This window comes from Pirellulaceae bacterium, assembly GCA_029243025.1.
GTDB lineage: Bacteria > Planctomycetota > Planctomycetia > Pirellulales > Pirellulaceae.
Genome location: JAQWSU010000052.1, coordinates 63,698 through 77,010, shown reverse-complemented (window position 1 = coordinate 77,010; position 13,313 = coordinate 63,698). Strand labels below are relative to the sequence as shown.

The window sequence follows — 13,313 nt, the reverse complement described above, 5'->3', positions numbered from 1 at the left end:
TCGGTTTTCGAGTCGCAAGTCTTTCCTCTCCCGCCAGTGTGCCAGAGCCCGGCTCGCTAGCCGTTTGGGCCGTTCTAGGTGGAATCGGTTTGTGTTGGCGAAGAAGGCGGGCGAGGAAATAACCCTTTTCCCTTTTTACCTTTTACCCTTTTTCTTGGCCGCCGTAGGCGGCGCGCGATTGAGAAACCTGGGTGCGTGTATCACGCGAAAGAACGAAGCAAACGTCGGGCGTTATTCCGCCAGCGACGAGAGTCAAGGATCGACAGCGATCTGTCACGCCGGTAGAAATCGACCACGTGCTAAAGGCCTGCCCCGATCATTACTGGCGAACAATTGTTGCCCTAGCGCGTTACGGTGGCCTGCGGACGCCCAGCGAAACGCTATCGGTTCGGTGGCAGGACGTGGATTGGGGAAATGGCCGGATCATTGTTCAATCCCCGAAGACAGAGCATCATGCGGGCAAGGCGCATCGTACGATTCCGTTATTTGCAGAGTTGCGTCCCTACCTAATCGAAGCATTCGATTTCGCCCCGGATGGGGCTGAATACGTCGTGGACGCCAGGTTTCGCCAAGCGGCGATGGGCAAGGCGGGCTGGAAGAATGCTAATCTGCGGACGACGTTCCAGAAGATCGTGAGACGCGCCGGTCTAGATCCTTGGCCCCGTTTGTTCCACAACCTGCGGGCAAGTCGGGAAACGGAGCTGGTCGAGCGCTACCCCGTCCAAGTCGTGACAGATTGGTTAGGAAACACCCCGAGCGTCGCTATACGGCACTATCTAATGACGACGAATGAACATTTCGCCGCTGCGGTGAGGGGCGAAACAAAAGCGGCGCAGAATGCGGCGCAGCAGGTGCACGCATTGGGCCGCATCGAGCCACAAAACCAAACAACCGCGCATAAAAAAACCAGCATTGCCGGGGTTTGCGGGTGATTGCGAAACATTGCGACCAACCGAAATGGCGGGGACAGGATTCGAACCTGCGACCTCGAGGTTATGAGGCGAGTCGAAAAACCCCCGCTTGGCTCCGAAGACAAGTAGTCGACGTTCGCGGATTCGAAATCGATCGACGAAACGACGACGCACCAACATCATCAGGCAATTAGAAACACTCGAATCGCGTCATCTACTCGCGCTGGTGATTTCAAATCTTCCTGCGCGAGACATAACGGCCGAAAGTGCGACCATTGGTGCAAACATATGGCGAGTGGCCGATCGCACGCACCGAGTATCGTTCACTTTACGTTCTCGATGGCCAGTCGCTCGGCACGGCGCCAGCCGAGGGGGTGAGCTGCTACGACGAGTACGGCTATAATCCGGCCGTCGGCGTCACTTCGGGCATGCATTGGGGAGGCGGCCTGATGCCCTGGGGGACACCCGTCGATCAGCGGCTGGATGAGGCTTACAGCCTTCTATTCACGACACCCCCTCTGGAGGAAGCGCTCGACGTGACAGGCACGCCCGAGGCCGTGCTTCACGTCAGCTCGACAGCGGAAGTGGCCTACTTTCGTGTCAAGCTGATCGACGTCGCACCGGACGGAACGTCGAAGCTCGTACGCTACGGTGGCCTGAACGCCACGCATCGAAACGGTGACGACAAGCCGGAGCCGTTCGAACCCGGGAAGATCTACGAGCTCCGTGTTTCGCTCAAGGCAATGTCCTACGTGTTTCAACCCGGGCATCGCATCCGTGTGGCGATTGCGAGTGCCGACTTTCAAAATGCTTGGCCCACCGGTCAGCCGTCCGTGAACCGCGTCTACCGGGATCGCGGCCATGCGTCTCATATTCGCCTGCCGGTAATCCCGACCTCGGAAGATGACCCGCCGACGGTTGAGCTGAAGCCCCTGCCGAATGCTGACCCCGCCGACCTCGATACACCGACGGAGTAATCGGTGACGTACGATCTCGTGCAGGGAATCGCGACACTCCGACTCGGTCGTCAAGATCTTCCCTCGCGAGTCGAGAATAAGGAGGGCGAAGCCGGACAAACGCTTACGTATAACTCGAGCTTCACCGTTTCACCCGAGGACCCGGCCAGGGCTGTCTTGAAGGCGCGAGCCGTCTACGATTTTGAACGGCCACCCTTTAAAGTGCGCGTCGAGTCGAACGAAGTGACGACAAGCGACGCAGCGAATTTTCACCACGAAACGACGATCGAGATTCAGCTCGACGGCAAACCGTTCTTTCATAAGGCTTGGTCGACGCAAGTGCCGAGGATGCTGAACTAACCCCAATCGAAACCGGCCTTAATCGCTAGCGAGTCAGTCCTCGTATTTGGTAGAATGATGGGGGCAAAATGATGAGCAGGATTTGTGGGGTGTTGGCCCCTTTTTCAACTCGATCGTCGCACTCGACATCCGCTGTCGAATGTTTGATACTGGGCTCACGGTTGTATTTGACCACGTTCCAATATTCAACATCCAACATTGAGCATCATGGCCACAACCACCGATCTATATAAAATCTACGCCGCCGATCGTCCGAAGTCTGCAAGCTGTTACCAGCGGGCTCGCCAGGTACTGGCCGGCGGCGTGGGGCACGATTTGCGGTTCTACTCATATCGGTTTTCCTTTTCATGAATTGCACACGTCGAGAAAATTCCGTAACCGCCAACTCGTAAAGCTGCTGGTCGAATCCGACAAGCTGGTGAAGACGATGCCGCACTTCCGTACTGGTTACGGATACATCGTATGGCTGAGAAACATTTCGGTCGTGTTCCTCCGCGATGTAAGGCCGGGAAGACTGAAGCTGATAGCGAAACAAACTAATCGAATCCTGAAAAGATTCCGTCACCCCAAAAAACAGAATACTCTCCGTCAAGTTGAGGATCGCCGAGGAAAGGTATTCTGGGTGATTCTGATCACGGTACGAAGATAGAAATCGTGTTTGGAGATTCTGTATGTGTCCGACGATGAACGGATCGTCGGACATCACAAACTCCTCGAACGAAGCTGCTTGTGCAAAATCCATCGAGCGACGCGCATGGTTCGGCAAGACTTTTTCCCAACCATCCCGTAGATTAGCCGGGTTGTGCATCGATCGATATTGAGAAAAAACGCGTTGTACGGGATCACGCAGAAACGTGATGAACCACACGTCAGGACGACGCTTCACGAACCTTTCATAGGTAAAATGCCCCCAGAACATTTGCCGCGTGACGTCGTCGACACCGATCTCGTCAAAGTCACCGTGCCAGGGTGGAGCCACAACCGCTGGAGACTCAAAATGCGCTTTCAAGTATTGCGTCAAGGACGTCCCCGCGGTCTTATTGATGTGGACAAATGCCAATGGTTTTTCTTGACCGCTGATCCGTTCGGCCCCGTGAGTCGGCATACGGACAACCCACGTCGGAAATCGCTTGTTACTCATTGTTGCTCCGAAACAGAAACTTTCTCGCTACGCGATCGCCCCGTGCTGCGCAGTCGATCTTTGCTCGTCGTGAGACAAGCGAGGAGCGTGTCCAACCCAGTCATTTCGACAGCTGTCGTTGCCGATTTGAAGACGATCACCGACGATCTGTATGGCTTGCGCGTCCCAACCCGCGATCTGTCGATAGGTGTAAATGCCAAGCTTATTCAGCGATTGTTGCAATCTTCCGTCGATCGTGGGGATTTTCGTGAGGTCATCGGGACGCTGCGGTGGATCGTCGAACACTTTTCCCATCTCCGCGTCAATTCTCAACTTCTGTTCATCCTGAAAACGGCGCATGAGTTCCTTGGAACGCATCTCTCGGAATGACAGTGGCCCCATGTTCTCGACCACGGCGGATTGGTTCAGGACGCCAAAGCGCCGTCGTCGCATCTGATCCGACAATTGCTTTTGGTGGTCAAGTTCCAACGTCAACTCGTCAAGCCAGTTCTCAGCCAGCTCACTACGTCTTTGATAGTGACTACACCGACTCACCCAATACGCCAAGGTCTGCTCAAGGCGATGAATTTCCGAGCCATGGTCGATGAGACGAGCCGCCAAACTTTCTTCCGTGCGCTGAGCCGCTAAGACAGCGAGGTCAAATTGCTGCTCGCTGACAACCGCCGATTCTGCCGTAACCTCCAAAGCCTCTTGTCGTCGACGCTCTACCTGTAAAGCTTCATCACGGACAGTGATTTCCTCACGCAGATGTTCCACGTCGACCAAACATTCATTCAGTTCGTCACGCAGACTCTTAATCACATCTCTCGTGGCTGCCTCCGCCTCCATTGCCTGCTCGAATTGATGACGTGCGTCACGGGTTTCCCGTCTTAACTGCTGTAACTCGGCGCCTCGCGGAAGGAACTGTTCTTCGATCGACTCGATCCGATTCAGCTCCATTTCTCGATCATCTCTTTGCTGCAAAACCGTCAACCGCTGTCGATTCACCCGTTCGAAATCTGCTTGCCACTTTTTGGCTTCCGCCGAGACGTGAGACAATCGCTGTTGCGCGTCGTGCCATGTCAGCAGTAGAAACGTGCCGTACTGCGTTCGCAAATCAACCAGCCGTTGCTGGCATTTTTGCTCACTCAATCCTGCCTCGGTCAAGACCAGCGAACACCGATGCTCCAACTTACTGTTGGTTTGTTGCCAGCCTTCTTGAGCATTTTGCAACTGTGTGTGGGCGTGCTGCAAGCTCAGGTGACGGTCTCGCTCGACACGAAGTTCGGCTTCCAGGCGGCGCGCATGATCCTCTGTCGCAACCACTTGTTGTTGGCTCCGCGTGCGATGGGCTGCGAGCTCTTCCAATTGTACCTTGAGTTCACATTCGCGTCTCGCCGATGCCTCCGATTCGCAGACCACTTCGTCATGACGCGTTTCGAAACTCAATAATTGCGAACGCAGCATTGCCACTTCATCCACCGATCGTGCCAATGCACCATCGGATACGCTCAACGCTTGCTGCGATTGATCGCGAGATTCTAAGAGTTTGACGTTCGCATGCTTCAATTGGTTCAGTTCTTCTTCAGCCCTGGTTTGCAGTGCCTCGGCATTAGCCTGCTGAAGCTCCATCTGCCGTAGCATCACCTGTTGTTGCTCGGTCAGATCGCGTTGCTCGTCCAACACTTGCCGCATGTTCTGCAACTCATCCTGGGTTTGGCACAGCACTTGGGCTTGAGCTTCCTGCCGTGCGCATGCGTCTTCCAGGCGTTGCTCAAGTTCACGGCGTTCAACCGTTCGCTTTTCAGCTTGCAGGTTCGATCCCAACAGCTGCTGATTCGTTTTTTCAAATTGCCGTTGAAGATCTTCCCAATCTCCTTCCTGTTGAGACAAACGTTCCGCCAAAGCTTCACGCTCTGAGACGGTGATTGAAATCTTCTGGCTCTCATCTCGCAAACAGAATTCCAGGTCTTGACGAGCCTGCCGTTCCTGGGCTAGTTGCACTGCCGTTCGTTCGCGTTCGAGAAGCCATTGATCCTTTTCGTGCTGGAGTCTCTGGACCGAAGCCTTAAGGTCTGACAACAGTTCGGTTGCCTCACCCCACTCGGATTCAACCCGTTCGATGTCAGCGGTTTGGTGCTCGATCGCGGATGTTAAGCGACGGTTCTTGACGCGCAATTGGTACTGACTCCGCTCTTGCTCATCCCGAAACCGATACCAAATAAGATTACCAATCAAGACCCCCACAAGAACCAAGAAAAACGCGGAGAAGAAGGGGATATTTGTAAATGGAACCATGGCCTACTCCTTCAAGCCGTATGACGCAGGCGGAGTTGTACCCGACCGACAACATTTTGCGAAGTCGACTTCGTGGGGCCCCGCCAGACCTCGACAGCAACCGCAAGACAATGCATCACACCCGCGTGCCCCCGGCATCGTTGCTTGCTACACTAAAGGCTTGGACACCGCGGCTGTGTTGCCGCATCGCCAACGTTCTTATTCTCATGCCAACCATCCGATGTTCCACGTCAGTTCTCCCATCATTGCCCGCGTGACGTTATTGACGACAGTCACCCAGCTATTCGCGATACTAGCGTCGCCTGCACTGCTATTCGCCAACGATCTTGAGCCCCTGAAGTACCAACACGGTGCTAGCCAAGTCGACCTGGGCGTTGGCCTATGGGCTTGGCCACTGCCCATGGTTTTCGATAACGACGGAGACTGGGACCTTGTCGTATCGTGCCCGGACAAGCCCTACAACGGAACGTACGTCTTCGAAAATCCCGCCACGCCAGACGAGTTGTTCCCGGTGTTCAAGCCGCCGCGGCGAATTAGTCGTGGACTCCGAAACGTCCAAGTTTCCTGGGGCAACGGCCGGCCTGTCGTCATGACCCCAGACGCCATTTATCCAAAGTTTTAAGAATCTGGCTTGGAGTTCCCTCAAGCCTTGGGCGTTCCTGCAGACTTTCATCAATTCGTTGGCCGCCAATCGCAAAAGACACGCGCCAATCAGTGGAAGATGGTCGACATTGACGCCGATGGAGACCAGGATCTAGTTGTGGGGATTGGAGACTGGAGCGACTACGGGTGGGATGACGCCTATGATTCCGAAGGCCATTGGACGAATGGCCCGTTACATGGATTTGTTTACGTGATCGAAAACATCGGCACGGCGGCGCAACCCACCTTTGGTGATCCAGCCAAACTTTTCGCAAATGGTAAACCGATCGACGTCTACGGTTGGCCGTCACCAAACTTTGCGGACTTCGACGGCGATCGCGACTTGGACCTGGTTTGCGGCGAGTTTCTTGATGGATTTACATTCTTCCAAAACGTTGGCACTCGCCAACAGCCAAAGTATGCCAGCGGCAAGCGTCTGCAAACTCGCAACGGTGAACTTCGCATGGACCTGCAGATGATCGTACCGTCCGCCGTCGACTGGAATCACGACGGTCGGCCCGATCTAATTTGTGGCGACGAAGACGGACGTGTGGCACTGATCCTCAATACGGGCACTGACCAGGCAGGTATCCCTCGATTTGAACAGCCGCGGTACTTCCAGCAAGAAGCCTCATTGTTGAAGAGCGGCGCCTTATCGACCCCGGTCTGCGTCGATTGGGACCGAGACGGTGACGACGACATTCTGTCAGGTAATACTGCTGGATACATCGAGTTCTTCGAAAACCTGGGCTCTCACAAAGGCTTACCGTCGCCAAAGTTTGCCGCTCCAACCCGATTAACCGCCGACGGAAAGGTCCTTCGAATCCAGGCCGGTCCCAACGGTTCAATCCAGGGCCCCTGTGAAGCCAAGTGGGGCTATACGACCTTGACTGCCGCCGATTGGGACCACGATGGGCAAACCGATCTGATCGTGAATTCAATCTGGGGGCGTGTGGTTTGGTACCGAAACCGGGGAACGAACGGGCAACCCGACCTCGCGTCAGCAAAGCCGGTTCGGATTCAATGGGCGGACGCACCCCAAAAACCAAAGTGATTTTGGTGGAATCCCGCCTCCGATGAACTTGTTACTCAGTGGCGTACCACCTCGGTTGTCGTCGATTGGACCGGAGACGGTCGAAACGATTTGATCATGCTCGACTACGAAGGCTATCTCGCTCTGTTTGAACGATATGCAGACAATGGCCAACTTCGACTGCGGCATCCGCAACGAGTCTTCGTTGACGATCAAGGTCAACCGTTAAGACTCAACCCGGGATCCGCAGGTCGTAGCGGACGGCGCAAACTCGCGATTGTGGATTGGGACGGCGACGGAAAACTGGACCTCTTGGAAAATGGGAAAAATGCCGATTGGTATCGGCAAACGGCTCACCAGAACAAACGCGTGACGCTTTCTTTTGCAGGAGCTCTGGCCGAACGTTTTCTCTCCAGTCACACGACAAGTCCAACCTACACAGACTGGAACGGTAACGGAATTCCAGACCTCTTGATTGGCGCCGAGGACGGACATTTTTACTATCTACCGCGGTGAAGCCCTGTCGCCACATCGACGCCGCGCAATCGCAGTGTGCCAACTACAGCATCGCCAACGGATCGCGGCTTGACTGCAGTGTACCGCGAGTGATTCCCGCCCGATTCAAGGCCTTGAGCTGATTCCAGACCGCTTTGGCCTTGATTTGATTTGCCAATAACTGCTCGTACAGCGTGATGATTCTGTGCACCTCCTTGGGCTTCATCGAATCCAACAGCTCAATACGGAACCGTTGAATCCCCTGCCGCAGCAGCATCGGCACCAATTCAGCGCCACTCTGTGGTGTCACGTTGTACAACGTATTCCAGCAGCCAACGTCGGCCGTCAATAAATGCTGCTTGCCATTCGATTCTTCAAATGCACCGTGTGATGATCACGGGGGCGACCACAGTTGGTTTTCTTTGTTCCTGGCGACAACACGGCACAAAAAACACAATGCTCCATGTGAAACATGGGCACGTGTTGATGCACTACAATCTCCAGCCATTGTGGTGGAGTCTGACGGACGAGATCAAGGAGTTGGTCGCAGTTCAGATCATACGAAGCGGTAGCGCGTTTCGCCCCCATGTCGATGATCATTTCGGCGGTAATTGGATTTGCAACATTCAAGCTATAGTCTGCCACGAAGGGAATGTCGCAGTCACGAAAATAGTGAATCGCTGCGAGATTTCGAGCCAGAACACCGTGTGTGGCATAGCGCCGAAGCAGACTTAGAACTCCGTCTTCACCAGGCTTTTGGATTCGCGGCGTTGCCAACATCAGTTCGATCGAATCATCACGTTGCCGAATCATTTCTGCCGCTTCACGATACTGACGAATATCCGCAAAGTCGACCGTGATGCATTTGATTCCACAATCCATGACCGCAGCCAACTGCTCAAGGCTACGACAAACAACGTGTAGCCGAGGCTGCGGCACCGCATCTCCGACTGACTCAACCGTTGCTCCCACGTTCTCCAATCGATCGCTGCTGAACATGATGCGTCTTGGAGGTGTGGACAACGCCTCCTGCAGTTGATCGACAATCGACCGCCTTAATTTCCCAATCACACTGAGCGGCACCATGGGACGATCACGAACGTCAACCGTAAGTTTAGCGCATTGAAATGGCGTCCGCCCCAGCCTCCCGAGTTGAGTCGCAAAGAATACCGTGTCGACGGGATGCTTGTGAGCAATCTCCAACGGTTCTTTCGAAGCGACGTGTACTGCCACATCATCACCAATCATCGCCGTTACCCGAAGCGGAGTACCAACATGAGCCAACGCGTGAAACGCAACATCAATTCGGAATTGTGGAAACTTCGCGTCAACTCGACGCTGCAATACTCTTCGCATCTGAGGGTCGTCGGTCTTCCACACCTGCTGACCCGTTTGAAGTTGCCCGAATTTTTCAGCGGGATTGTAAAATCGAAGTTCCACTACCCCACTCTCAACATTCCCTTGCAGACGTTTCCCATGTTTGTAAATCTGAAACACGCGTCCGCCCGGTTGTTCATTCTAGGGAAGTCCCACATCGAACATGATCCCCTCCCCTGCCTTGAGTCGGCGATGCAGGCGAACCATCACACGACCGCTAACAACGCGAGTCACGACGCCAACGTTGACACCCCGCTTTGCAGAACTCAGACCAGGAACCAAGCGTTTGTGGTCGCAGCCTTCCAAACGGCCGGGCGAAAAACCTCGTGAGAACGTCAATTCCATTTCTTCCGCTTGCGCATCTGAAAGTTGAATAAAGCGATCTGCAAGCGTTGCATCAATGGCAGCTCGATAGTGCTGCGTGACGCTGGCGACATATTCTGGACTCTTAAGTCGACCTTCGATTTTGAGTGACGTAACGCCCGCAGCAAGCAAGCGCGGAATGTAAATGAGACGCCGCTTCCATTTAACGCGTCGTTCCGTTTTCGTCATCGCAAGTGTTTACTGTTTGGCGGCCCTACCGTCGTACCAGCTACCAACAGCGATCTCTCGAACAACCTGTTGGAGATAATCACTATAGATGCTTTGTGCTTTCGCCGTCTTTTCTGCACCCCCCATCGCCTTGACCCAATCTGCGTCCTGGCTGTCAGCAATAATGTTGTCGAGGCTTGAGGGATCAAGGTGAACGAAAACGATGTGATCGTAAGGTCCCGCAACAGAGAAAAGTGGTACAACCAATCGGCCGGTTTTCAGCCGTGCCGTCCTTAACTGTTCCATGATCATCTTCGTGGCAGCCGGCTCCTTACTCGCCTTGTAGTTGGCGAACACGACACGAAAGAAGTTTTTCTTGGAGTTGTAGGAGTAGGCATTTTCAATTGCCTCCACGTCATCGGAGGGTATCTTGAACACCCCTGAAACGGTTTCATCAATCATCGCGTCAAAGTGCGCTTGTGATTTCGCCGCTGCTTCCGAACCTCCCTCCTGTTTTTCAAACTGTTTCAGCCACTTCGGTACCTGTGCGGTGTTTGTAAATTCCGCATCAGCGAGCCCATTCTCGAGACGGAAAAAGACGATGTGATGCCAGGGGCCGGTGACAAAATCAAAGGCGATCGGCTTCCGTTCAATCACCTTGTCAACTGTCCAAAAGTGGTCGTAGATGAACTCTCGCGCCTCGCTCTCTTTCCCAGGCTTAAATCGATTGAACGCGCCGTAGTAGTAGACATGGTCGTCTGAGTTCGCCTCGGGGTTCGCGTCTTCCGCTGTTGTAGCAATAGTCGATCCATCAAAAAACCAGCTGCTTAAAACAGCGACGAGAATCAGCATGCATTTGAGTGATTGATTCATTTTTCGAAAACTACCGTTCAAGGTCCTTTTTTGCCCGGTCGTGATCAATGGCAAAGCGGCTCGTCATCCGTTGGACAACACCTTCAAACGTGGATGTGCCATTGAGGCAAATCCAGATAAAGGGCGCAGCGCCACCGAGCTCGGAGTACTCGCCACTGTCCAGATTGAGCAACATGGCGCGGTCTTCCGAAAGATGACACCAGGGCAAATTCAAGCGCTGGGGCCAGAGCCTATCTTGTGCCAGATCTGATACCACAACGGTCCCCTTTAAATTTGGTCCGATCAATAAGCGAAGCAAGTAGCTGAGTCCCGCGCAGCTGTCTAGGCTTCCCGAGCCTTCGGGATTGCGTGCGAGGGTCTGACCTGGTGTTCCGAGCCTAGCCGTTGCTGGAGTTTGGCCGGGGAGACATCAGGGACAGGGAATTTTCATGCAAGATATGCGCGCGGTTGTTGAACGAAGGACCACTTCGGTGATCGTGCGATGCCGAAACGAGTACTCCCCGCATCCACCAGGTCAGGTGAGAAGAAAACAATACTCCCGACGAACGTCAAATCCATTTGCTGAAGGCAATCCGAAATTGCTGGGCCTGTTTTGTCCGATTCAATGGTGCTTTCCGTAATTTGCGTGCCCTTGCCATTGGTTCCGTGCGGGTTTAGTCTGATCAATGTGTGTTCCGGGTTTAAAACACCTGGCACGGACCGCGGAGTGTGTTCGCAAGCTCTTTCACTAACAATGAGCGAGGTCAAAGGAGCGATTATATCACCCGTCCCCTGCTTCTACTGGAATTCAATGAGATCCCATGGCGAATGTGGGACGAGGTTCTGACGCACCATTCCCCTATTTGGCGCGAGATCGAATCTCAGTCCGAGACCTATACGACACGAATCGATTACCCCAAGAACAGCCTCTCACCCTGGATCACCTGGCCGACACTGCATCGGGGAATTGAACCCGCTGATCATGGCGCAAGGTTCCTGGGACAACCGCTCGGGACCTGCAACGGGGAGCCCCTTTGGGAAGCTGTCCGCGGCCGGGGAAAATCGATCGGCATCTTCCAGTCCATGGGTGCATGGCCGGCCATTGACCCCGGGCCCAACGGATTCTTTGTCCCCGACCCGTTTGGCGCGCAGGACAAAAGCTATCCCGACCGGCTCGAAGCGTTTACTCGCTTCTGCCAGGAACAGGTCCAGCAGAACGAATCTGGCAATCTTTCAGGTCGCTCGCTCCGGTTGCTGCTATCTGCCATGGACGATTCGGAATTGACGCAGACGTTCTGGAATACGCTGAATGAACAGTCCGGAGCCTTCGAGATAAACGATCTCGGCTGGGCGCATTTCAAGAGCATCTTCAATCCAAAGTCCCCGCCAGACTTCAGCACCTATTTCACGAATTCATTTGCCGGGCTAATGCACCGGCACTGGGACCTGCTCATCAACCGGGGGCTCACAGCAGGTGGCGAGATTGAGACGGACCGTACAGTCGAGTCTCTGGAAGCTTGCCTGCGGGACGTTTTGCATTGGCGCAAAGAGAATCCTGAGTTGATTGTTGCGATTGCCTCGAGCATGGGACAAGAGCAAATATTTCCCGAACACGAACAGTGCCTGGAAATGCGCATGAGTCAACCGGAACGTCTTTTGACGCTCGCAGAAATCCCCAGCCACGCATACGAAATTCGCTCCGCCATGATTCCGCAGATCGTGATCGATATAAAAGAGCGAAGCTTCAGAGGAGCCATTGAGACCGTGATCTCAAAGCTCAGAACCAGCACGGGCAGGCAAGTATTTACCGCCTGTAGTCAGGGTGAGACCCTGAGCCTGACTCATATAAGTCCCAGCCAGGCGGAACACGATAGTGGCTGGATTATACTTGGGGAGGAATCCCCCAGGATTCCCTGGGAAGAGGCGGGATTTGAAATTTACCCAGTCAAATCGGCGACCGCGTATCATATTCCAGAGGGAATTCTTCTATTGGCGAGCGGCAGTCAACCAAAAACAAGGCCGAGAGCCGCAATTCGGTTGAGAGACGTCAAAGAGCTGCTTCTGAGACGTATCTTTGACGGACACGTCGAGTAGCAGGTACCCGGGCCGTCTTTGGGGAAAAGAAGAATGATCGGGAACCTGTCCGGTCCCGGCTGAATGGGCGCGAGAAGAATGAACCCACGGTGACGGTAGCCGACATCAAGGGCTGCAGACCGTGCTGCTTGTCGGTTAACGAGCTCATGAGTTCGACCGCTTCTCCGGCGGCTGATTCGGCGAGCAGTTTGCCATTGGCGTAAATGGCATAGCCTTCGCCGCAATTCACGTGGGAGGCGCCGCCAAGCACGATCGGGTAGCGGTGCCCTCCTTTGGAAGTGGAAGATTGTTTGCGCCACGGATCATCAGAACTTCTTTCTCCTACAGTGTCTTTGGCTTCTCTCCGCAACGGCAGAATAGTGCCGTGCATGTCTCTGGCAGTGCTGCCAATTTGCCGTCTAGCTGATCGTTACGACGCCGACAATACCGTCGAGGCCAGTGGCACAGCCCCCATCAGCTTCTCGCTGGTCTCCGGCCCCGCGGGCATGACCGTCAGTGCGGCGGGTGTGGTGGCCCGGACGCCGGTCAGCGGGCAGGAAGAGGGCCAGCTGGTGCAGATCCAGACCGAGAACGCGGTTGGTGTCGACACCCAGGATTTTACCATCGATGTGGCTGTGCCCCGCCCCCCTCCGGCGGTATCGATT

General features: G+C 54.5%; 13 protein-coding genes and 1 pseudogene. 7 read left to right on the top strand and 7 right to left on the bottom strand.

What is annotated here, in order from left to right:
* Nucleotides 1-191: 191 nt before the first annotated feature.
* The 3 genes from P8N76_25680 (at nt 192) to P8N76_25670 (ending at nt 2,227) form a co-directional block, all read left to right on the top strand.
* Nucleotides 192-932 (top strand): site-specific integrase, encoded by a 741-nt coding sequence (locus P8N76_25680; protein MDG2385087.1) that lies wholly within the window; start codon nt 192-194, stop codon nt 930-932.
* A gap of 257 nt (nt 933-1,189) precedes the next feature.
* Nucleotides 1,190-1,888 carry a CocE/NonD family hydrolase gene (locus P8N76_25675; protein MDG2385086.1) on the top strand — a complete coding sequence of 233 codons (699 nt, stop codon included), beginning with the start codon at nt 1,190-1,192 and terminating at the stop codon, nt 1,886-1,888.
* A 3-nt stretch (nt 1,889-1,891) separates the two neighbouring features.
* Nucleotides 1,892-2,227: a hypothetical protein gene (locus tag P8N76_25670; GenBank protein ID MDG2385085.1), complete on the top strand. Its 336-nt coding sequence runs from the start codon at nt 1,892-1,894 to the stop codon at nt 2,225-2,227.
* A 25-nt stretch (nt 2,228-2,252) separates the two neighbouring features.
* On the opposite strand, the gene P8N76_25665 is transcribed toward P8N76_25670, so the two are convergent.
* Genes P8N76_25665 through P8N76_25655 form a run of 3 tightly spaced genes read right to left on the bottom strand, consistent with a single transcriptional unit; the run spans nt 2,253 to nt 5,645 of the window.
* On the bottom strand, nt 2,253-2,426 hold the full coding sequence (locus P8N76_25665; GenBank protein ID MDG2385084.1) for a hypothetical protein: 174 nt from the start codon (nt 2,424-2,426) through the stop codon (nt 2,253-2,255).
* 6 nt (nt 2,427-2,432) lie between these two features.
* A complete protein-coding gene (locus tag P8N76_25660) occupies nt 2,433-3,368 on the bottom strand; it encodes a sulfotransferase family 2 domain-containing protein (protein ID MDG2385083.1) in 936 nt (311 codons plus the stop codon).
* Nucleotides 3,369-3,395: 27 nt separating this feature from the next.
* Nucleotides 3,396-5,645 (bottom strand): hypothetical protein, encoded by a 2,250-nt coding sequence (locus tag P8N76_25655; GenBank protein MDG2385082.1) that lies wholly within the window; start codon nt 5,643-5,645, stop codon nt 3,396-3,398.
* On the opposite strand from P8N76_25655, the gene P8N76_25650 reads away from it, so the two are divergent.
* From P8N76_25650 to P8N76_25640, 3 genes and pseudogenes are all read left to right on the top strand, one after another.
* Nucleotides 5,644-6,267 (top strand): hypothetical protein, encoded by a 624-nt coding sequence (locus tag P8N76_25650; GenBank protein ID MDG2385081.1) that lies wholly within the window; start codon nt 5,644-5,646, stop codon nt 6,265-6,267. The genes P8N76_25655 and P8N76_25650 overlap by 2 nt on opposite strands.
* 9 nt (nt 6,268-6,276) lie before the next feature.
* Nucleotides 6,277-7,341, top strand: a complete 1,065-nt coding sequence (locus P8N76_25645; GenBank protein ID MDG2385080.1) for a VCBS repeat-containing protein — start codon at nt 6,277-6,279, stop codon at nt 7,339-7,341.
* Nucleotides 7,342-7,416: 75 nt separating this feature from the next.
* Nucleotides 7,417-7,836 (top strand): annotated as a pseudogene (locus tag P8N76_25640) (VCBS repeat-containing protein).
* A 43-nt stretch (nt 7,837-7,879) separates the two neighbouring features.
* Here the strand turns inward: P8N76_25640 and P8N76_25635 are convergent.
* The 4 genes from P8N76_25635 to P8N76_25620 form a co-directional block, all read right to left on the bottom strand.
* Entirely contained in the window at nt 7,880-8,164 is a 285-nt protein-coding gene (locus tag P8N76_25635; GenBank protein ID MDG2385079.1) for a hypothetical protein, read from the bottom strand.
* The gene (locus P8N76_25630) at nt 8,161-9,255 is read right to left on the bottom strand and encodes a DUF3656 domain-containing protein (GenBank protein MDG2385078.1); all 1,095 of its coding nucleotides are present in this window, start codon (nt 9,253-9,255) and stop codon (nt 8,161-8,163) included. Before P8N76_25630 ends, P8N76_25635 begins: the two co-directional genes overlap by 4 nt.
* A gap of 78 nt (nt 9,256-9,333) precedes the next feature.
* Nucleotides 9,334-9,744 carry a U32 family peptidase gene (locus tag P8N76_25625; GenBank protein MDG2385077.1) on the bottom strand — a complete coding sequence of 137 codons (411 nt, stop codon included), beginning with the start codon at nt 9,742-9,744 and terminating at the stop codon, nt 9,334-9,336.
* Between the two features lie 9 nt (nt 9,745-9,753).
* Nucleotides 9,754-10,596, bottom strand: a complete 843-nt coding sequence (locus P8N76_25620) for a hypothetical protein (GenBank protein MDG2385076.1) — start codon at nt 10,594-10,596, stop codon at nt 9,754-9,756.
* 807 nt (nt 10,597-11,403) lie between these two features.
* On the opposite strand from P8N76_25620, the gene P8N76_25615 reads away from it, so the two are divergent.
* A complete protein-coding gene (locus P8N76_25615; protein ID MDG2385075.1) occupies nt 11,404-12,669 on the top strand; it encodes a hypothetical protein in 1,266 nt (421 codons plus the stop codon).
* Nucleotides 12,670-13,313: the final 644 nt, after the last annotated feature.

What these genes read in the sequence shown, in the direction of transcription:
- P8N76_25625 (MDG2385077.1), bottom strand. Translation starts at nt 9,744, where the DNA reads ATGACGAAAACGGAACGACGCGTTAAATGGAAGCGGCGTCTCATTTAC.
- P8N76_25620 (MDG2385076.1), bottom strand. Translation starts at nt 10,596, where the DNA reads ATGAATCAATCACTCAAATGCATGCTGATTCTCGTCGCTGTTTTAAGC.
- P8N76_25660 (MDG2385083.1), bottom strand. Translation starts at nt 3,368, where the DNA reads ATGAGTAACAAGCGATTTCCGACGTGGGTTGTCCGTATGCCGACTCAC.
- P8N76_25655 (MDG2385082.1), bottom strand. Translation starts at nt 5,645, where the DNA reads ATGGTTCCATTTACAAATATCCCCTTCTTCTCCGCGTTTTTCTTGGTT.
- P8N76_25665 (MDG2385084.1), bottom strand. Translation starts at nt 2,426, where the DNA reads ATGTTGGATGTTGAATATTGGAACGTGGTCAAATACAACCGTGAGCCC.
- P8N76_25650 (MDG2385081.1), top strand. Translation starts at nt 5,644, where the DNA reads ATGGCCTACTCCTTCAAGCCGTATGACGCAGGCGGAGTTGTACCCGAC.
- P8N76_25615 (MDG2385075.1), top strand. Translation starts at nt 11,404, where the DNA reads ATGTGGGACGAGGTTCTGACGCACCATTCCCCTATTTGGCGCGAGATC.